Below are 20,393 nucleotides of genomic sequence, written 5' to 3'. Positions count from 1 at the left end.
TGGGACGATGAATAAACCCAAGCGCGACAACCTACCGGCATTGGGACCTGCTCTCGGCGCCTTGGCGGCCCGGGAGTGTCGCCTGCTGCAACGCGCACTCGCGATGCGCAAGAAACGGGAGGAAGGCATTCACCAAGCACGCAAAGCATGCCGGCGCCTGCGCAGCTTGCTTCCCCTGCTGCCGCCTGACCGTCCGATCGATGCGCTGGATCGCAGCCTGAAGCGATTGGCACGCAGTTTGTCGCCATTGCGTGATGCGCACATTGCGGCGCGTACGGCGCACTTACTGGCGACCGCGCACGAAACGCGATTCACGCCCGAAGTCATCCAGGCCTTCGATGAGCGCAGCAATGCGTTGCTCGAAGACGCGCTGAAGGATGATCCCAACTGGCGCCACCGACGAACCGACGCTCAACGCATCGCAGCAACTGTGAGCGCCATGCCATGGCAAAGCATCCGTCCTGCATGGGCCCAAGAAGCTGTTAAACGAGCCGAGCGCAAAGCGAAGCGGGCGCAGGAAAAAGCGTTATTGGAACGCACATCAGACACCTCGCATCGTTGGCGGCGACGTGCACGGAAACTTCGCTATCAGCTGGAGTTTCTTCGCAAGGCGCGTCGAATGGCCGATATGAAGAAAGAACGCACGAAGCACTATGGCGAACAGGCCAAACACTTGAGCGATCTTACCGACCAGCTTGGGTGGCGCCAGGATTTTCAAATATTCCTGGATGCTGTTGCGCAGCTTTCGGATTCGCCCGGTGTGCGGGCTTTGCGGCGCGAATTGAAATCGAAGTCCGCCAGTTGGTCTAAATCGGAACCGCATCCGCCGAAAGCATGATCAGGTGATAATTCTCACAGCCATCATTCCCGCGAAAGCGGGAATGACGACCATGAAGCAACTACGACAGACTCAGTGACACACCAGCACAGGAATATCGCAACACCCCAATACCCTGTTCGTCTCACTGCCCAGCAACATGCGATCGAGCGTGGTGTAGCCGTGCGTGCTCATCACGATCAAATCGCAATGCTCCTTCTTCGCCGCGCCGACAATGGCAACGTAAGGCCGGCGATCGAAAGCGTATCCACCGTGGCACGTCACGCCAACCTTGTTTGCCATGTCTTCGATTTCGGCAAGGCGCTGCTGTGCTCGGGTAATCGCGCGGTCTACATAAGAATCCTCGGCATGCTGGATGACGTCGGAAAAATACGCGACGGCTGCGAGCGGCGCGAGCACATGGAATGCGTAAATGCGAGCACCCAGCGAGCGCGCCAGTTCGATCCCCATTTGCGCGGCGTGCATCGCTTGGTCGGAACCATCCGTGGGAACCAGGATATGCGAGAACATGATGCCTCCTTTGGGTGGAATACCCTTCCCGGACGCATCGTTTTCGTTAATGCGTCGGCCATGACTCCGATCAGCGGACCGCCTGCATGGCTCGACTCGGCCACGATTTTACACCCGGCAAACAAGACAATAGGGAAGCTCCCTGGCGGGCGTCGAGGAATTTTCGCTTGTGTTAAGCCGACTGGCGCCCCATCTATGTCGCGGTCACAAAGAGATCGCCATGACGTTTGTGGAAGCTCCCGTCCCCGAAACGAAAGACAACGCCCTGCCGCGCTTCATTGCGCAGCATCGTCGCTTGTTCGTGCTGACCGGCGCGGGGTGCAGTACCGACTCAGGCATTCCAGACTACCGCGATGCCGACGGCGGCTGGAAGCGCTCGCAACCGGTGACCTATCAGGCCTTCATGGGCGAGGAACTCACGCGTAAGCGTTATTGGGCGCGCAGCCTGGTGGGTTGGCGGCGTTTTGGCAAAGCGCTGCCGAATCCCACGCACCATGCCCTGGCCCGATTGGAACAGCTGGGCAAGCTGGAGTTATTGCTCACCCAAAACGTGGATGGCCTGCATCAGCAAGCAGGCAATAACAAGGTCGTGGATTTGCACGGACGGCTGGATACAGTGCGTTGCATGAGGTGCGAGCAGCGCTCTCCACGCCATGCGCTGCAGCAAGCCCTGTTGGAGCTCAATCCGCAGTGGATGGCGCTTGATGCCAGAGACGCGCCGGATGGCGACGCAGATCTGGATGGCCACGATTTCAGCACATTCACCGTGCCGCCCTGCCCGCATTGCGGCGGCATCCTGAAGCCGGATGTGGTGTTCTTCGGCGAGAACGTGCCACGCGATCGCATCACCACCGCCATGCAGGCGCTTGAAGCGGCCGACGCCATGCTGGTCGTCGGATCATCGTTGATGGTGTTTTCCGGTTACCGCTTCGCGCATGCTGCGGCTAAGGCCGGTAAACCGATTGCTGCAGTCAACCTGGGGCGCACGCGCGCTGATCCGTTGCTGAGCCTGAAAGTGGACCGATCTTGCTCGGATGCCCTGGCATTCGTGTAGGTTGGGGTGCAAACCTCAACCTACGAGAACACCTCAGCGGCGCGCGCGGAAGAAGTCGCGTAACAACGCTGCCGACTCTTCCGCCAGCAAGCCACCTTGTACTTCGATGCGGTGATTGTGGCGATCGGAAATCAGCGTATCGAACACGCTACCGGCCGCGCCTGTCTTCGGATCGGTCGTACCGTAAACGACGCGCCCCACACGCGCATGCACCAGTGCCATCGAGCACATCGCACACGGCTCCAGGGTGACGTAGAGCGTGGCACCGACAATGCGGTAATTCGCCAGTTTCTCCCCCGCCGCACGTAAAGCCATGATTTCGGCATGCGCCGTTGGGTCATGCAGCGTGATGTTGCGGTTCCAGCCCAGGCCGACCATTTGTCCATCCTGCACAAGGACTGCACCTACCGGCACTTCGTTCTCCGCATCGCGTGCATGCTCCGCGAGCTGCAGCGCACGGCGCATGTAAGCCTCGTCTTCGGGAGTAAAGACCGGCGAAGTGTTATCCGGAATTGTTTCGTTCATGGCGTGCTTTACGGATGTTCCTGCCAGGCTTACACATCACCCACCTCACAACCGCAGGCGGATAACGAGGGGTCGCCATCATCTCAGTTTGGTAAGGACTTGGGCCGAGTAAGGTATCGCCTAGATAACTTTAAATCCACCAACGCACCCTACTCTCAGGAAATCAACCAGCGCGTCCCCTATCTTCCAAGCACTTTATTACTGGTCGTGCTGGCGTACCCGCACCATCGTGGAGGGGTGAACGACACCATCAGTGCTACCGTCAGAAATTCGCGCTTGCTGGCGAACGCTGCACCGACTTAGAGCTCAAGGCAAACTTTGCCGAAGTGGTCCTGAGATTCGTAGTGCTTAAACGCGGCAACGATTTCCGATAGTGAAAAACAGCGGTCGATAAGCGGATTTAAGGAATTTGCCGTCAATGCGCGAACCATATCCTCTTGATCTGCCCGGCTGCCGGCGGAAATTCAATTGATCTCGCGCCTTGGCGTGGAGGGAGGATCTTCCTCGACCAGTTTGAGATTTTCCAAGCCTGCTGGCGCGCTCAATCTCACAAGTCGCATGGAATAGCTCCGTATTTAGACGCTGTGAGCGAAGTCAGTCGCGTTTCCGGAACGCAGCTTCTCCGGCCTCAGAAACCTCGACCCATTTCTTGTCGGGCTCCGCATTGGCAACATAGTTGTCGTGCCAATTCCACCATTTGTAGGGTGGGCTCTGAGGGTAGCCTTCGGGCGAATCCTCCCACGTTTCCTGGCGACCGAGCGGAGTCAGATCGAGATAGCTCCAGGTTGTCCCCATCGCTTCGTCGCCCCGGTTGTTGATGAAGTAAGTGCGAAATATTTTTCCGCCGTCGCGGATGAACACATTGTGGCCATGCCATTCGTCCACGCCAAAATCCGCATCGAAACTGTCGATGATGGTGTACCAGGGCATCTCCCAGCCCATCCGCGCTTTTAAGCGGGCAATATCGGGCTGCTGCGCACGAGAGGCATAGACCAGCGTGGTGTCGCGCGCGTTCAAATGCGCGAGATGCGCGACCTGGTCAGCGCCCAGCGAGCAGCCGCGGCAAGCATAATCAGGCCAGCCATGCACGCCAGGCTCGTAAAAAGCGCGATAGACGATCAGCTGTCGGCGGCCTTCGAACAGGTCGAGCAGGCTGACTTTGCCATGAGGTCCTTCGAAGAAATACGCCTTCTCCACGGCCATCCACGGCATGCGCCGCCGCTCGGCCGCAAGCTTGTCGCGGGCGTGAGTGAAGGCCTTTTCCTTCACCAGCATCTCTTGTCGCGCCGCCTCCCAGTCCTGGGGCGAGACGACGGGTGGCGTCTTCAGGGTCTCGGGAATCCCACTCTTTTCCGACGATGTGCTCATGACCATCTCCGCGTGCCGTTCATGCGCTGATAGTGCGCGCGGTCGTGCGAAGAGTGGGAGTGACAAGTGTGGCGGGATTGTTGTCCTGAACTCAAGGAACGCGCGGGCTAAAGCACAAATGTCAAAAATGATTATGAGGACCGGTGGTTGTGCCGCCTCAAGGACGTGAGCTGGAACGCGGCCCCTAGCATCAAACCGCCCAAATGCAGCAAGGGCGCCTTGCGGCGCCCTTGCTGTTCAACTCACTCCCACTCAATCGTGGCTGGCGGCTTGCCGCTTATGTCATAAACCACACGAGAAATGCCGCGTATCTCATTGATAATGCGATTGGACACAGTGCCGAGGAAGCCGTACGGCAGCTCGGCCCAGTGTGCGGTCATGAAATCGATGGTTTCGACCGCACGCAGCGCGACCACCCATTCGTAGGCACGCGCATCGCCCACTACGCCGACCGACTTCACCGGCAGGAATACCGCAAAGGCCTGGCTGACTTTGTCGTAGAGATCGGCCTTACGCAGTTCCTCGATGAAGATCGCGTCGGCGCGTGCCAGCAGTTCGGCGTATTCAGGCTTTACTTCACCCAGGATGCGCACGCCCAAGCCGGGGCCTGGGAACGGGTGGCGGTAGACCATTTCACGCGGCAGGCCGAGTTCCACCCCGATGCGGCGTACCTCGTCCTTGAACAGTTCGCGCAGCGGTTCGACCAGCTTGAGCTTCATGTGCTCCGGCAGGCCGCCCACGTTGTGGTGGCTTTTGATGACGTGGGCCTTGCCGGTCTTGCTGCCGGCAGATTCGATCACGTCCGGATAGATGGTGCCTTGCGCCAGCCACTTCACTTGGCCACTACCGGCGGCGGTGACCTTGGCCGATTCTTCGTCGAAGATCTCCACGAACAGACGACCGATGATCTTGCGCTTGGCTTCCGGATCGGCCTCGCCCTCCAACGCCTTGAAGTAGCGCTCGGCGGCGTTGACGCGGATGACTTTGACGCCCATGTGCTCGGCCATGGTGGCCATCACCTGATCGCCCTCTTGCCAGCGCAAAAGGCCGGTATCGACGAAAACGCAGGTGAGCTGATCGCCGATCGCACGATGCAACAGCGCAGCAACGACGGATGAATCCACGCCACCCGATAGACCGAGCAGCACGTGATCCTTGCCGACCTGCTCGCGCACACGGGCGATCTGGTCGTCGATGATGTGAGCGGCGGTCCACAGCGTCTGGCAACCGCAGATGTCCGCAACGAAGCGCTTGAGCAGCGTCGTACCCTGCTTGGTGTGTGTCACTTCCGGATGGAACTGCACGCCGTACCAGCGCTTGGTTTCGTTCGACATCGCGGCGACCGGAATGCGGTCGGTAACGGCGGTGACGGTGAAATCAGGCGGCGCCTTGGCGACGTGGTCGCCGTGGCTCATCCAGACTTCCAGCGCCTGGAAGGAATCGTGATCGGTGAGGCCGTTGAGCAATTTGTCCGCGGCGACTACGTCCACGCGCGCATGACCGAATTCGCGTGCATCGGCGGCTTCCGTAGCACCACCCAATTGCGCAGCCATCGTCTGCATGCCGTAGCAGATGCCGAGAATGGGCAGGCCCGAATCGAACACTTCCTGCGGCGCTTTCGGCGCACCGTGTTCGGTGGTGGACTCCGGACCGCCGGAGAGAATGATGCCCTTGGCGCCGAACGCGGCGATCTCGGCGGGATTATGGTCCCAGGCCCAGATCTCGCAATAGACGCCGATTTCGCGGATGCGCCGCGCGATCAACTGGGTGTACTGCGCACCGAAATCGAGGATGAGGATTTTGTCGCTGTGGATGTTGGTCATGGCAGCGAGATCACAGAGTGGTGGGTAAGCGGACAAGCGCCTCGGCGTCATCCCGGCGTAGGCCTGGATCCACTAAAGACACGTCGTGCGAAGCACTCAAAACCAATGTTGATTGTGTGCTTCTCACGCGTATCAAACTGGACTCCGGTCTGCACCGAGGTGCTTTACAACAGCGAAGCTGGTCAACGACGAGCGATACAACGCTCGTGACGATCACGAATTCAGCCGATAATTCGGCGCTTCCTTCGTGATCTGGATATCGTGCGGATGCGCTTCGGTAACACCGGCCGAGGTGACTTTCACGAACTGCGCTTTATTGCGCACATCCTCGATCGTCGCCGCGCCGAGATAGCCCATCGAAGCGCGCAGACCACCGATCAGCTGGTGGATGATGTTGCGCAGCGGACCGCGGTACGGCACGCGGCCTTCGATGCCTTCCGGCACCAGCTTGTCGGCGTCGGCTTCATCCTGGAAGTAGCGATCCTTGGAACCCAGCGCCATCGCGCCGATCGAACCCATGCCGCGATAGCTCTTGTAGGAGCGGCCCTGGAACAGCTCCACTTCGCCCGGCGATTCCTCAGTGCCGGCGAACATGGAGCCGAGCATCACCGTGGAAGCACCGGCAGCCAGTGCCTTGGGAATATCACCCGAGTAACGGATGCCGCCATCGGCGATCAGTGGGATGGTGTCCTTCAGCGCGGTCGCCACCATGTCGATGGCGGTAATTTGCGGTACGCCTACGCCGGCAACCACACGTGTGGTGCAAATCGAACCGGGACCTACGCCGACCTTGACTGCATCCGCACCGGCATCGCGCAACGCCAACGCGGCATCACCGGTGACGATGTTGCCGGCGATCAACTGCACCTGCGGGAAATTTTTCTTCACCCAGGCAGCGCGTTCGATCACGCCTTGCGAATGACCGTGCGCGGTGTCCACCACGATGACATCCACGCCTGCTGCCACCAATGCTTCGACGCGCTGTTCGGTATCGCCGCCCACGCCGACGGCAGCACCAACCAGCAGACGTTCATGGGCATCCTTGGCAGCGTTGGGGTTGTCGCGGGCTTTCTGGATATCTTTGACGGTGATCAAGCCGCGCAGTTGAAACGCGTCGTTCACTACCAGCACTTTTTCGATACGGTTCTTGTGCAACAGCTGCAGCACTTCGTCCTGGCTGGCGCCTTCCCTCACGGTGACCAGCTTTTCCTGGCGCGTCATGATGTTGCGCACGGGATCATCGTGCTTGCGCTCGAAGCGCAGATCGCGGCTAGTGACGATACCAACCAGTTGCTCCCCTTCCACCACCGGCACGCCGGAAATGTTGTGCGCGCGGGTGAGCTTGAGCACATCGCGAATGGAGGTGTGCGGAGTGACGGTGATCGGGCTGCGGATGACGCCGGCTTCGAATTTCTTCACCAGGCGCACTTCGGCGGCCTGCTGTTCGGCGGTCATGTTCTTGTGGATGATGCCGATGCCGCCGTTCTGCGCCATGGTGATGGCGAGCCGGGCTTCGGTAACAGTGTCCATGGCAGCGGACACGATGGGGATGTTCAGTCGAAGGTTCCGCGTGAGTCGCGTGGAGGTGTCCACGTCGCGCGGCAAGATTTGGGAATGGGCCGGGACGAGGTAAACGTCGTCGTAAGTAAGGGCCTCGGCGAGGATGCGCATGCGAAAAGTCCCGCTGCAAAGAGAGGATTATACGCAGGAGTTGGGCTCGGCGCGAGTTTTGCTTGTGCGTTTTTTGTTTCTTCTTCTCATCGGCAAGACGGGTGGTGCCTTTAGGTTGGGATACAAACCCCAATGTGCAAAGCTTTAGGCGTCGCGCGCTTCGGCCGCTTCCAATGTGTTTTCCATCAGCGTAGCGACGGTCATCGGCCCCACGCCGCCGGGTACGGGTGTGATCCAGCTTGCGCGCTCGACAGCCACGCCGAAATCCACGTCGCCAACTAGACGCCCATCGTCCAGGCGATTAATGCCCACGTCCACAACGACTGCACCCGGCTTGATCCAATCACCCTTCACCAATCCAGGCTTGCCCACGGCGACGACCAGGATGTCGGCCTGCCGCACATAGGTTTCTAGATCACGAGTAAAGCGATGGCAGCATGTCGTGGTGCAGCCGGCGATCAGCAACTCCAGCGCCAACGGACGGCCCACGTGGTTGGAAACACCGACCACCACTGCATGCTGGCCACGTACCGGCCGATCGGTATGACCGAGCAGCGTCATCACACCGCGGGGCGTGCAAGGACGCAGGCCGAAACGGCGTAGCGCAAGGCGCCCTACGTTGACGGCCTGGAAGCCGTCCACATCCTTGTTGGGATCGATGCGGTCTACCAGCGCATCTTCGTCGATGTGCTCCGGCAACGGCGATTGCACGAGGATACCGTGCACATCTGGATCAGCGTTGAGCTTGTCGATCAGCGCAAATAGCTCGTCCTGCGTAGCGCTGGCCGGCAGGTCGTAGTCGTAGGAGCGGAAACCGACTTGGTGGCAGGCCTTGCGCTTGTTGCGCACGTAGACTGAAGACGCTGCATCGCTCCCCACCAGCACCACGGCCAGGCCGGGCTCCATCTTGCCCTGGGCTTTGCGTTCACTGACGCGCTTGGCGATGCGATCCAGCAATTCCTGCGCGATGCGTTTGCCGTCGAGAATGCGTGCGCTCATGGGGAGTCCTGACTTGCGAGGTGCGCATTATCGCCGAATAACCACGTGGTTTGCGGTGAGGTTCGCACTCAGCCCGCAGCGCAGAACCGCTCGATGTCCTCGTATCCATGGAACGTCGCATCAGGGCCGCATCCCGGACATGCCGGATCGCGCGGCAACCGCGTTTCGCGGAACCGCATGCTCAAGGCATCAAATGACAGCAGCCGCCCAACCAGCGGGTCACCGATGCCCAGAATGAGTTTCAGCGCCTCGGTGGCTTGCAGCAGGCCGACCATGCCCGGGAGCACGCCCAGCACGCCAGCCTCGCTGCAATTCGGGGCGTCGGCCGCATCAGGCGGTTCGGGGAAAAGGCAGCGGTAGCATGGCGAGTTCTCGCGCCGCGGGTCGAACACGCTCACTTGACCAGTGAAGCGTTCGACCGCGCCATACACCATGGGCATGTTCAAGCGGCGGGTTGACGCGGCAAGCAGATAGCGCGCGGGAAAATTGTCCGCGCCGTCTACCACCAGATCATGCCCTTGCAGCAAACGCTCCACATTGTCAGCACGCAGTCGCTCGTTATGCAGTTCTACTTTTACACGTGGATTGAGCGCAGCCAGCGTCATGCGAGCCGATTCGGTTTTCGGCATACCGACGCGCGCATCGGCGTGAATGACTTGGCGGTGCAGGTTGGAACGCTCAACGCGATCGTCGTCGATCAAGGTAAGCCGCCCCACTCCGGCAGTAGCCAGATAGAGCGCGGCAGGTGCACCTAAGCCACCTGCGCCTAGCAGCACTACGCTGGCCTGCGTGAGTTTGAGCTGCCCGGCCTCGCCTACTTGTGGAAGCCGCAACTGACGCGCGTAACGTTCTACCGAATCCGTGTCGAGTTGGGCACTGCTGATAGGCAACCCTTCGGTCTTCCAGCGTTCGAAGCCGCCGGATACTGACGCGACGTTGCGATAACCCATTCGCTGTAAAGCTTCGGCGGCGAATAGTGAGCGGACACCGCTGCCGCATAGGGTGAGTATTTCACGTTCGCGACTGGGTTCCTGGCTTTCGATGCGTAGCTCGAGGAAACCGCGCGACAGGGCTAGCGCGCCAGCGGGAGACCCCGTTGCGCGCTCGTTGTCTTCGCGTACATCGATCAGCAATGCGCCTTGCGCCTGCTTACGCAGGGCTTCGGCAGGGGAAAGCTCGGGTACGCGTTGGCGTAGTTCGGCGAGCCAGGATTCGCGGTCGAGGGGATTCATTTGAGTAGTTTAGCTCGTCACGAGCCACCCTCTCTTGGGTAGGTTTGCGCCCCAACCTACGAATTGCCAAATATCAGGCGAACGTGGCCCCTCGTCTCATCGCTGCAGAGGGAGCACGCGCCAGACTTACTTCTTCCGCCGCTTAATCTCACGAATCATGCGCTGCCGCTTGCGCTGTTGAGCTTCGGTCAGCACGTTCTTTTTGCCCGCAAAGGGATTTTCGCCATCGCGGAAATCGATACGGATTGGCGTGCCTTCCAGCTTGTAGCGTTGCCGGAAGAAATTTTCCAAGTAACGGCGATACGCAGGCGCGATGTGCTTGGTGCGGCTGCCGTGGATCACGACGGTCGGCGGATTGTTGCCACCAGGATGCGCGAATCGCAGCTTCGGCGCATGGCCGCGTACCAGCGGTGGCTGATAGCCTTCGTAGGCGCGTTCGAGCGTGCGAGTGAGATCGGATGAACTGAGTTCGCGCGTGGCCGAGGTATGTGCGCGTACAACGGCGCGCATCAGCTCACGCAAACCGGAACCATGCAGCGCCGAGATAAATACCTGCTTGGCCCATTCGACAAAGCCGAGACGACGTTCAAGCGCGCGCTGGCATTGCTCACGCGCATAGGTGTCCATGTCGTCCCACTTGTTGACGGCGATGACCAGCGCCCTGCCCTCGTCGACCACATGACCGATCAAGGTGAGATCCTGGTCGGCAAGGTTCTCGCGCGCATCGATCATCACCACCACGACCTGCGCAGCAGCCATCGATTGCAGCGTCTTGATGACGCTGAATTTCTCTACACCCTCGTCGACTTTCGATTTGCGTCGCACGCCAGCCGTATCGATCAGCGTGTAACGCTTCCCGTCACGCTCCAATGGCACGCGGATCGGATCACGCGTGGTGCCGGCGACATCAGAAACGATAAGCCTGTTTTCGCCGAGCAAGCGATTGATCAAGGTGGATTTGCCGGCATTCGGACGGCCGACGATGGCGACGCGGATACTGCCCTCGTCCTCCGGCGTGAGTTCCTCGTGCGCATCTTCCTGCAATCGCGGCAATACAGCTGCGATCAGCTCCTCGGTACCACGGTTGTGCGCGGCAGACAGCGGCAAGGTCTGAGCAATCCCGAATACTGCGAATTCCGCCAGCGCATTCTGCTCGTCCAGGCCGTCGGTCTTGTTGACTGCAGCGATGATGGGTTTGCCGCTGCGACGCAGTTCATCGAGGATGCTGCGATCCTGCGGCAGCAGGCCATCGCGCGCATCGACGACGAACACCAACACCTGCGCTTCATCGATGGCCAGGCGCACCTGTTGCGCGGTGAGTGCATCGATGCCTTCTTCGACACCGGACAAACCGCCGGTATCGACCACCACGAACGGGCGTGATCCAGTGCGGCACACGCCGTAATGGCGATCACGTGTAACGCCCGGCATATCGGCCACCAAGGCGTCGCGGCTGCGCGTTAGCGCGTTGAAGAGGGTCGATTTACCGACGTTGGGACGACCGACCAGGGCGATGACGGGCAGCACGAAACATCGTTCCAGCGATTACTTCGCACCAACGCGATAAGCGGCGATGTGGCCCAGTACATCTTCGATGTATACCAGGTCACCTGCCACCACCGGCTGTGCACGGATGGCTTTCTTCGAAAGGCGTTCGCGACCGGCCAGCGCGCCATCACCGGTCTGCAGCCAATGCACATAGCCTTCGGAATCACCGACGACGACGTAATTGCCCTGCACGGCCGGCGCAGTCACCCAGCGGTACTTCAGGTCGTCGTTCTTCCACATGTCAGCGCCGCTACTCTTGTCGAACGCCCACACCTGCGAATCGGTATTGGCACCAAACAAGCTGTTGCCCGTGAGCACCACCGAGGTGTAGGTGGAGAACGGACGAGCCCACAACGGACGACCGCTCGGGCCATCCACGGCGGTAAGGTTGCCGTGATAAGCCGATGCGTAGAGCGTGCTGCCATCGAGCACGATGCCACCGTCAGCGTCGCTCATGCGATCGATATCGGTACGACCTTCACCGCTGGCGAGCTTCTGTTCCCACAGCTTGTCGCCGTTGTCCTGACGCAATGCGATCAGCTTGCCGTCGTCGCTGCCGAAAAACACCACACCATTGGTGATCAGCAACGGACCGTTGCCACGCAGGCTGAGCAGTGGCACGTTGCCCTGGTCGTTCACCCAGCGGCGCTCGCCGGTGGCGCTGTCCAAGCCGTAAACGCGACCGTCCTGGGTGCGCACGATCGTCAGCGCGCCGGCAATGGCGGGCGTGTCGACGACTTCCGAGGGAAGCGTGGCGGTCCAACGATCGCTGCCGTCCTTCGTGTTCAAGCCATAAACGTGACCATCCAGCGTGCCGATCACGAGCAAATCGCCCGCCACCGCCGGGCCGCCGGAATAGAACGCGTCTTTGCGCTTCTTGTCGCCCCAGCCGAACCAGCCGTGCGTACGGGTTTTCTTTTCCCACAGGCTCTTGCCGCTGTTGGCGTCATAGGCGGCGATCACACCATCGGTGCTGGCGGCGTACAACACACCGTCCGCGACAGTAGGCTGCATGCGGATGCCGCTCATGCCGGCGCCATGGCCGACACGATCCTTCCATACGCGCGTGACCTGCACGGTCGGCTTGAAATCCTTGGCCAGCGGCGTCGGCGGCTGGATGTTTTCTTTCTTGAAGGAATGACAGCCCGCCAGCGCCACCAGCGAACCCGTCACTACGATCAGCCAAAAACGTTTCATGCACCCTGCTTCCCGGCCGTGGCCAGATCGTCGATTTTCATTTGCACTTCATTGTCTTGTGATGCGTGCGGCCCCATGGCGCTCACTGAAGCCTGATAAGCCTTGAGGGCGTCATCGCGCCGTCCCAGCTTGACCAGCACATCGCCGCGTAGTTCCTGGCTTTCGATGGCATAGCTGGCGGCAGGCATGCGGTCCAGCGCATTCAGCGCTTCCTGAGCGTTGCCCTTGGCCATTTGCACGTGTGCGATGCGCAGTTGCACCAGCGCCTTCAGTTCCGCGCTGGGTGCGTTCTTTTCAGCCCAGGCGAGCGAATCGAGCGCTTTGTCGAACTGCTTGCCTTCCGCCTGCCGACGCGCACGGTCGCTGACCGCGAACAGCGCGTAAGGCGTGTCGGCGTAATCCTTCATAAGCTGTTGCGTGATGACATCCACCGCATTGGTGTTGCCGGTGTCGATCACCCCTTGCAGTTGCTGATAGAGGCCAGATGCCTGCATCTGATGACCGACGCGATGATTGCGCCACTGCTGGTAACCGAAGATGGCAATCAGGCCGATGACGACACCCACAGCGATCGACAGGCCATTCTGCCGCAGCCATTTTTGTACGCGTTCGCTCTGTTCGTAGTCGTCGTAAGCATTGAATGCCATGCAATCACCGTATCGCAAGAAACGCCGTCAGGCGTCAAAAAAAGACGTTCGATTGCCACCGCTGTCCAGCGGCAGCCGGCATTGCCCACCCGGCGGGCGGGCAATGCGCAAGCATAACCGATCGAAGGGGGACGAAGGCTACCAAGCCCACCCGATACAGCACGGCAAGCGCTCAGGCGCCGGCAGGCGTGGCCTTGCCGTTCTGAATATCGACGCGGAAATGCGCAATGTTGGAACGGCGATAGGGATCGAGCGTCACCGGTTGTCCATCGACGCTCACCTGAGCCCCCGTAGCATTGCCAAGTCGCACTTCGAGCGGTTGGTCGCTGTGGTATGTCTTGCTGGTGCCAGCCTGCAACAGGCCGTATTCCAGACGAGTACCGTCTTTGCCCACTACTTCCACCCAGCTCGCGTTGACCAATTCCAACGTCAGGCTGTGTGCGCCCGCACCAACAGGCGCTGCGGGAACGTTACTGGCCGGAGGCGGCGTAACTGCCGCGTCAGTATCGAGATTGGGCACCGGTACCATCGAGGCCAGCAAGGGCTGTGTGGCGGCGGTATTGGGTGCAGATGCGGCTGCAGCGGGTGCGGTAGCAGGCATTGCTGCTTGGGCCAGCGCTGATGTACCGACGACCGTCTTGGCGGCGCTGCTCGAAGCAGCCGGCACCACCGGTGGTGGCGCATCCTGCTGCGCGACGGGTGTAGCGTCGAGCGGAGCCAGGCGACTCATGTCGCGCGAGAGCGTCCCGCGCATACCCAGCCACACCGTCGGCACCGCAATCACCAGAGTCAGCACGACGTAGGTAGCAGCCTTGGCGTATTGATCCAGCAAATAGCGCGAATGTGAGACGCCCCCAGTTGCTACCAGCTTCGGCTGCGCCGGTCGGGACTTGGCGATGGCCGCTTCGATTTCGCTTTCATCGATCCCGAGATAGCCACCGTATTTACGGAGATAGCCACCGAGGTACACCTGGTAGTCGATGCCGTCGAAGTCACTGCCTTCCAGCTGCCGCAGCACGCGCACCGGTAGATGCAATGCGTGACCGCAAGTTTCCAGATCCAGCCCGCGTGCTTCGCGCACGGCGCGCAGACGCGAACCAAAACCGGGAGCATCGTTGAAACGGAATTCGGCAGCGCTCTGTTCCATGTTCGCTGCGGTCGTGGCGTGCACTTCGGAGTGAGACTCCTCATGCGTTGCCGGATTGGACTGCTCGGAAGTCATGGGCGTACGGATGAATTGAGGGCCTGGGCCTGTTCCGAATCCGGGAACTGGCTAAGCAGCCGTTTGCTGTAGTTCTGGGCCGCATCCCTGTTGCCCAAGCGAGATTCGATGTCGTAGCCAAGCTTCAGCGAATCGGCATTGAATTGCCCCATCGTATCGAGACGCTGCAGAAAAGCGCTGGCATGAAAGTAATCCTGATTGAGGTAGAGCACGTGGGCGAGCTGCAGTAATGCGTTGGCGTTGTCCTTGTTGAGCTGGATCGCCTTGCGCAAACTGACCTCAGCGCCTGCACGGTCACCCATCTGCATCTGGCACATGCCCTGATTGGTCAAGGCCATGTCTGGCGTCTTGTAGAACGGATCAGCAAGCGCCTTGGCGAAATACGGTATGGCATCCTGCCCCTTGCCGATGCGACACAAGAACTGTCCCAGGTTGTTGTTGGTATCGCCCTTGTCGGGCTGCAGTTCCTCTGCCCGGCGGTAATGGACTTCCGCATTCGACGTGTCGTTGATGCGCTCGTAGATGTACGCCATGACCGTCTGCGCCGGAACGAAATTCGGGTCGTCCTGCGCCGCGAGCTTGCTCTTCTCTAGCGCGCCCTGGAGATCGCCGATCTCGATGTAGTGCTGCGCGAGACGCGTATGTACGTCCGCAGCGCTCTCTGCTTTCTGCGCTTTGGTCTGCGTAGGCAGCGAAGGTTCGGGGGGCGGGTTGGGCGCCGTCATCGACCGGTGGCAACCAGCCAACATTGTGGCCAGAAAGATACCGAGCAAGATGCGATCACGCCGCATGAGCAGTCCCCTCATCTAAGCGCTTGCGGAATTCGGCCTGACGACGCGTGCGATCCAGCACCTGCCCTTTCAGCTGACCGCATGCAGCGTCGATGTCGTCACCACGCGTACGACGCAGCATGGTGAGGATGTTTGCGTTGAGCAGCTGCGTCTGGAATGCGCGAATGGTATCCGCATCGGAGCGCTCGAAACGCGTGCCAGGGAATGGATTGAACGGGATCAGATTGACCTTGCAGGTCGGCAGCTTGCGCATCAGCTTGATGAGCTGGCGCGCGTGTTCGGGTTGATCGTTCACGCCCTTCATCAACGTGTATTCGAACGTGATGGACGTCCGCGGCTTGCGCGCGATCCAGCGCTGGCACGCCGCTATCAGTTCGGCGATCGGGAAACGCTTGTTGAGTGGCACCAATTCGGTTCGCAGCTCATCGTTGGCCGCGTGCAACGACACCGCCAGCGACACGTCGATGCTTTCGGAAAGCTTGTCGATCATCGGCACCAGGCCGGCGGTCGACAGCGTGACGCGCTTGGAAGCCAGACCGAAGCCGAGATCATCGCGCATCAGGCTCATTGCCTTCACGACGTTGTCGAAATTCAGCAGCGGCTCGCCCATGCCCATCATCACCACATTGGTGATGCGGCGGTTCTGATGCGTGACGTTACCCAGATGCTTCGCCGCCACCCACATCTGCCCGATGATTTCGGAGGTGGCAAGGTTGCGATTGAAGCCCTGCGTGGCGGTGGAGCAGAACTGGCAGTTCAAACCGCAGCCCACCTGCGAAGACACGCATAGCGTGCCGCGGGTGGGCTCGGGAATGTAGACCGCTTCGACGGCGTTGCCACCATCCATGCCCAACAGCCACTTGTGCGTGCCGTCGGCAGCACCTTTATCGAACAGCGTGTTGGGCGGACCGACGTAGCACGAAGCTTCGAGCTTGGTGCGCAGCGCCTTGCCTACGTCGGTCATATTTTCGAAGTTGCTTTCCAGGCGGTGATAAATCCACTTCATCACCTGCTCGGCGCGATAAGGCTTTTCGCCGAGCTGCGCAAAAAATTCGCGCAGGCCCTGGCGATCAAAATCGAGCAGATTGACTTTTTCCACCTGGTTCACGTGCGTTGATCTGTTAGCGCGGGAAAACTTCAGTTGTCGCGAAGAAATAAGCGATTTCGACAGCGGCTGTTTCGGCAGCATCCGAACCGTGCACGGCGTTCGCATCGATCGACTCGGCGAAGTCGGCGCGGATCGTGCCCTGTGCAGCTTCCTTCGGATTAGTCGCGCCCATCAGTTCGCGATTCTTGAGGACCGCATTATCACCCTGCAGCACCTGGATCATCACCGGGCCGGAGATCATGAATTCCACCAGCGCGTTGAAGAACGGACGCTCGCGATGCACCGCGTAGAAGCCTTCTGCCTCTTTACGCGAAAGATGCTTCATCTTTGCTGCAACGACTTTCAGCCCCGCCTTTTCGAAGCGTGCGTAGATTTCACCGACAACATTTTTAGCAACGGCATCGGGTTTGATAATGGAAAGGGTGCGCTCCAGCGCCATGCGGTCTGCTCCGGGTTATGCGGACTGGTTGAACGGGCGGCCTGACGGGACAACGTCAGAGAGGAAGATAGAACTAAATACGTATCGGAATGCGGATTTAGCTCACGAAAGTTTGACAGATTCTAGCCCATAAGCAACCCCGACCCGAGCGCCATGCAAACGACTGTTTGACTGCTCCAGGCGCCCGCGCGTATCCTCAAACGATCGTTTGAACCATACGACAGGCGTGCCCGTGAACAGCTCCGCTTCTACGAAGGAACGCATCCTCACCGCAGCCGAATCTTTGTTCGCCCAGCGTGGGTTCGAAGGTGCCTCACTGCGCCAGCTCACCGCCGCCGCTGGCGTCAATCTGGCCGCGGTGAACTACCACTTCGGTTCCAAGGATCATCTGGTCGAGCAGGTCTTCAAGCGTCGCCTGGACCAGCTCAATGCGCGCCGCCTGGCGGCTCTCAAGCACATTACCGGGCAGTCAGAGACGACCCTGGAGGACGTGCTGTCGGCCTTCATTCGCCCTGCCCTGGATCTTTCCCACGATGGCGGTGGCGGCCTGTTCATGCGCGTGCTGGCCCGGGCCTTCGCTGAGCACGATGACAGCCTCCGCAAGTTTTTGTCAGAAAACTATGGCCATGTGATGCGGCAATTCACCGCCGAGTTCGCCCGCCTGTTACCGGACCTGAGCAAGGAAGAGCTGTATTGGCGCATCGATCTGGTCACCGGCGCCCTGACACACGCCATGTCTGGCTTCGGCATCATCCAGCGCAAGAGCGACGTCAGCGAAACCATTCATCGCGAACAAACCGCCGAGCACCTGATCCGCTTTGCCGCCGCCGGTCTGCGCACACCCTGAACTTTCTGTCATCGGGAGGCCATGAGCCTCCCGCACCCTGCTTTTCATTCACCTGCTACGCATTCGTACCACGGAGAAGCCTATGAACGACCTAACTCGAACGCACTCAGACACCCCGGGTTCGGCCCAAGCCAAGACCGCACTGCGCATTCGCAAGGCCGCAGTGCTCGGCGCCGGCGTCATGGGCGCGCAGATCGCCGCGCACCTGACCAATGCCGACGTCGAAACCGTGCTGTTCGATCTGCCCTCTAAAGAAGGCCCCAAGAGCGGCATCGCACTGAAGGCCATCGAGAACCTCAAAAAGCTGTCACCGGCCCCGCTGGCCGACAGCAACCGCGCCGCGGCGATCATCCCAGCCAACTATGACGAAGACCTCGACCAGCTGAAGGATGTGGACCTGGTAATCGAAGCGATCGCCGAGCGGATGGACTGGAAGCTGGATCTCTACAAGAAGATCGCGCCGCACGTCTCGCCCACCGCCGTGCTGGCCAGCAACACGTCTGGCCTTTCCATCAACGGCTTGGCCGAAGCGCTGCCGGAAGAAATGCGCCACCGCTTCACCGGCGTGCACTTCTTCAATCCGCCGCGCTACATGCACTTGGTCGAGCTGATTCCGACCAAGCTCACCGATGCCCGCGTGCTCGAAGGCCTGGAAGCCTTCCTCACCACCACCGTCGGCAAGGGTGTGGTGTACGCGAAGGACACGCCGAACTTCATCGGCAACCGCATCGGTGTATTCTCAATGCTGGCCACCATGCACCATACCGAGCAATTCAAGCTCGGCTTCGACATCGTGGACGCGCTGACCGGCCCGGCTGTCGGCCGCCCGAAGAGCGCCACCTATCGCACGGCCGACGTCGTCGGCCTGGACACCATGGCGCACGTGATCAAGACCATGGCCGATACACTGGCCAATGATCCGTGGCACGAGTACTTCAAGGCGCCAGTGTGGCTGAGTGGCCTGATCGAACAAGGCGCGCTGGGTCAGAAGACCGGCGCCGGTTTCTACCGCAAAGCCGGTAAGGACATCGTGGTGTTGGATGTCGCCAAGCGCGACTACCGCCCGTCCGAACAGAAAGCCTCAGATGAAGTGTCCGCCATCCTCGCCATCAAGGACCCGGCCGAGAAGTTCGGCAAGCTGCGCGCGTCGAGCGACGTGCAAGCCCAGTTCCTTTGGGCGACCTTCCGCGACCTGTTCCACTACACCGCCTATCACTTGGCCGACATCGCCGACACCGCGCGCGACGTCGACTTCGCCATCCGTTGGGGCTATGGCTGGAAGCTCGGTCCGTTCGAAACCTGGCAGGCTGCCGGCTGGCAGCAGGTCGCGCAGTGGATCCAGGAAGACATCGACGCCGGCAAGGCGATGAGTAAAGCGCCGCTGCCAAAGTGGGTCACTGACGGCCGTAACGGCGTGCACGGCAAGAGCGGCTCGTACTCAGCCGCCGCCAACGCCGACAAGCCGCGTTCGCAACACCCCGTGTACAAGCGCCAGCTGTTCCCCGACGCCATCCTTGGCGAACGCTTCGACCAGGGCACCACAGTGTGGGAGAACGACGGCGTCCGCCTCTGGACGCTTGGCGAAGACGGTGTCGGCATCATCTCCTTCAAGACCAAGATGAACACGGTCAACGACCATGTGCTCGATGGCATCCAGCATGCCATCGGCATCGCGGAAGAAAAGCTCAAAGCGGTGGTGATCTGGCAGACCGCCGAGCCGTTCTCTGCCGGCGCCGATCTCAAGGGCGCGCTGGGCTTGCTGCAGGCCGGCAAGGTCAAGGAATTCGATGCGATGGTCGCGAACTTCCAGCGCACCAGCATGCGCATCAAGCACTCGCTGGTGCCGGTGGTGTCGGCGGTGCGTGGTCTGTGCCTGGGCGGCGGTTGCGAATTCCAGATGCATTCGGCGCGCACAGTAGCCTCGTTGGAAAGCTATATCGGCCTGGTCGAAGCCGGCGTGGGCCTGCTGCCTGCGGGCGGTGGTCTGCACGAGTTGGCCATTCGTGCCGCGCAGAGCAATCCCAACGATCCATTCGAATCTCTGAAGAAAGTGTTCGAAACGGTGGCAATGGCGAAGGTTTCCGGCAGCGCGCTGGAAGCCAAGCAATTGGGCCTGCTGCGTGACAGCGACATCGTGGTGTTCAACGCGTACGAATTGCTTTATGTCGCCAAGCAAGTGGCCTCGTCGCTTGCCGAAAGCGGCTGGCGCGCACCGCTGTACGCACGCAACATCCCGGTGGCCGGTGATGTTGGCACTGCCACGTTCAAAGCTTCGCTCGCCAATCTGCAAGCCGGTTATTTCGCTTCCGAGCACGACGTTGCCATCGCCACACGCATTGCCGACACGCTGTGCGGCGGCGCAATCGAACGCGGTTCACTCGTCGACGAGGCATGGCTGCTTGATCTGGAGCGCAAGCACTTTGTGGAACTCGCGCAGACAGAGAAAACGCAGGCACGCATCGCTCACACGATGACAACCGGCAAACCGCTGAGGAACTAAACGCTCGTTGCCCCGGCGAAGGCCGGGGCCCAGCGACTTTCCGCACGCATCAACAAAAGACACTGGGTCCCGGC

Annotated in this window: 19 protein-coding genes; 4 read left to right on the top strand and 15 right to left on the bottom strand. The window is 60.4% G+C overall.

The window, feature by feature from the left end; genetic code table 11:
• Positions 1–7 precede the first annotated feature (7 nt).
• Positions 8–838, top strand: a complete 831-nt coding sequence (locus tag QQJ86_RS19335) for a CHAD domain-containing protein (RefSeq protein WP_284322608.1) — start codon at positions 8–10, stop codon at positions 836–838.
• A 72-nt stretch (positions 839–910) separates the two neighbouring features.
• On the opposite strand, the gene QQJ86_RS19330 is transcribed toward QQJ86_RS19335, so the two are convergent.
• Positions 911–1,348, bottom strand: coding sequence for a universal stress protein (locus QQJ86_RS19330; protein ID WP_284322607.1), 438 nt, complete (start codon positions 1,346–1,348; stop codon positions 911–913).
• 220 nt (positions 1,349–1,568) lie between these two features.
• Between QQJ86_RS19330 and QQJ86_RS19325 the strand changes: the two genes are divergently transcribed.
• Entirely contained in the window at positions 1,569–2,402 is an 834-nt protein-coding gene (locus tag QQJ86_RS19325; RefSeq protein ID WP_284322606.1) for an NAD-dependent protein deacetylase, read from the top strand.
• Positions 2,403–2,435: 33 nt separating this feature from the next.
• Here QQJ86_RS19325 and tadA read toward each other — a convergent pair whose 3' ends face one another.
• The 14 genes from tadA to ndk all read right to left on the bottom strand — a co-directional run bounded on the left by tadA (position 2,436) and on the right by ndk (position 16,972).
• Complete coding sequence (gene tadA / locus QQJ86_RS19320; protein ID WP_284322605.1) at positions 2,436–2,927, bottom strand: tRNA adenosine(34) deaminase TadA; 492 nt, start codon at positions 2,925–2,927, stop codon at positions 2,436–2,438.
• A 299-nt stretch (positions 2,928–3,226) separates the two neighbouring features.
• Positions 3,227–3,358 (bottom strand): hypothetical protein, encoded by a 132-nt coding sequence (locus QQJ86_RS22860; RefSeq protein WP_423372775.1) that lies wholly within the window; start codon positions 3,356–3,358, stop codon positions 3,227–3,229.
• Positions 3,359–3,521: 163 nt separating this feature from the next.
• Positions 3,522–4,295 carry a DUF899 domain-containing protein gene (locus tag QQJ86_RS19315; RefSeq protein ID WP_284322604.1) on the bottom strand — a complete coding sequence of 258 codons (774 nt, stop codon included), beginning with the start codon at positions 4,293–4,295 and terminating at the stop codon, positions 3,522–3,524.
• A 242-nt stretch (positions 4,296–4,537) separates the two neighbouring features.
• Positions 4,538–6,118 (bottom strand): glutamine-hydrolyzing GMP synthase, encoded by a 1,581-nt coding sequence (guaA, locus tag QQJ86_RS19310; RefSeq protein WP_284322603.1) that lies wholly within the window; start codon positions 6,116–6,118, stop codon positions 4,538–4,540.
• Between the two features lie 213 nt (positions 6,119–6,331).
• Positions 6,332–7,789: an IMP dehydrogenase gene (gene guaB / locus QQJ86_RS19305; protein ID WP_284322602.1), complete on the bottom strand. Its 1,458-nt coding sequence runs from the start codon at positions 7,787–7,789 to the stop codon at positions 6,332–6,334.
• Between the two features lie 144 nt (positions 7,790–7,933).
• Positions 7,934–8,788: a bifunctional methylenetetrahydrofolate dehydrogenase/methenyltetrahydrofolate cyclohydrolase FolD gene (folD, locus tag QQJ86_RS19300; protein ID WP_284322601.1), complete on the bottom strand. Its 855-nt coding sequence runs from the start codon at positions 8,786–8,788 to the stop codon at positions 7,934–7,936.
• A gap of 68 nt (positions 8,789–8,856) precedes the next feature.
• Positions 8,857–10,020, bottom strand: coding sequence for a molybdopterin-synthase adenylyltransferase MoeB (gene moeB, locus QQJ86_RS19295; protein ID WP_284322600.1), 1,164 nt, complete (start codon positions 10,018–10,020; stop codon positions 8,857–8,859).
• A 126-nt stretch (positions 10,021–10,146) separates the two neighbouring features.
• Positions 10,147–11,547, bottom strand: a complete 1,401-nt coding sequence (der, locus tag QQJ86_RS19290) for a ribosome biogenesis GTPase Der (RefSeq protein ID WP_284322598.1) — start codon at positions 11,545–11,547, stop codon at positions 10,147–10,149.
• Positions 11,548–11,565: 18 nt separating this feature from the next.
• Positions 11,566–12,765, bottom strand: a complete 1,200-nt coding sequence (gene bamB, locus QQJ86_RS19285; protein ID WP_284322597.1) for an outer membrane protein assembly factor BamB — start codon at positions 12,763–12,765, stop codon at positions 11,566–11,568.
• A complete protein-coding gene (locus QQJ86_RS19280; protein WP_284322596.1) occupies positions 12,762–13,412 on the bottom strand; it encodes a YfgM family protein in 651 nt (216 codons plus the stop codon). Before QQJ86_RS19280 ends, bamB begins: the two co-directional genes overlap by 4 nt.
• Before the next feature lie 172 nt (positions 13,413–13,584).
• The gene (locus tag QQJ86_RS19275; protein ID WP_284322595.1) at positions 13,585–14,634 is read right to left on the bottom strand and encodes a helix-turn-helix domain-containing protein; all 1,050 of its coding nucleotides are present in this window, start codon (positions 14,632–14,634) and stop codon (positions 13,585–13,587) included.
• Positions 14,631–15,425 carry a type IV pilus biogenesis/stability protein PilW gene (gene pilW / locus QQJ86_RS19270; RefSeq protein WP_284322594.1) on the bottom strand — a complete coding sequence of 265 codons (795 nt, stop codon included), beginning with the start codon at positions 15,423–15,425 and terminating at the stop codon, positions 14,631–14,633. The genes QQJ86_RS19275 and pilW overlap by 4 nt, the downstream gene beginning before the upstream one ends.
• Positions 15,415–16,533 (bottom strand): dual-specificity RNA methyltransferase RlmN, encoded by a 1,119-nt coding sequence (gene rlmN / locus QQJ86_RS19265; protein ID WP_284322593.1) that lies wholly within the window; start codon positions 16,531–16,533, stop codon positions 15,415–15,417. The genes pilW and rlmN overlap by 11 nt, the downstream gene beginning before the upstream one ends.
• Before the next feature lie 13 nt (positions 16,534–16,546).
• Positions 16,547–16,972 (bottom strand): nucleoside-diphosphate kinase, encoded by a 426-nt coding sequence (gene ndk / locus QQJ86_RS19260; protein ID WP_284322592.1) that lies wholly within the window; start codon positions 16,970–16,972, stop codon positions 16,547–16,549.
• A gap of 232 nt (positions 16,973–17,204) precedes the next feature.
• On the opposite strand from ndk, the gene QQJ86_RS19255 reads away from it, so the two are divergent.
• Both QQJ86_RS19255 and QQJ86_RS19250 read left to right on the top strand, forming a co-directional pair.
• The gene (locus QQJ86_RS19255) at positions 17,205–17,819 is read left to right on the top strand and encodes a TetR/AcrR family transcriptional regulator (RefSeq protein ID WP_284322591.1); all 615 of its coding nucleotides are present in this window, start codon (positions 17,205–17,207) and stop codon (positions 17,817–17,819) included.
• An 82-nt stretch (positions 17,820–17,901) separates the two neighbouring features.
• A complete protein-coding gene (locus tag QQJ86_RS19250; protein WP_284322590.1) occupies positions 17,902–20,319 on the top strand; it encodes a 3-hydroxyacyl-CoA dehydrogenase/enoyl-CoA hydratase family protein in 2,418 nt (805 codons plus the stop codon).
• Positions 20,320–20,393 lie beyond the last annotated feature (74 nt).

Source organism: Dyella acidisoli (assembly GCF_030160295.1).
In the GTDB taxonomy this organism is placed as follows: domain Bacteria; phylum Pseudomonadota; class Gammaproteobacteria; order Xanthomonadales; family Rhodanobacteraceae; genus Dyella_B; species Dyella_B acidisoli.
The sequence above is the reverse complement of the archived record's forward strand: the minus strand, read 5'-3'. Positions and strand labels throughout refer to the sequence as shown.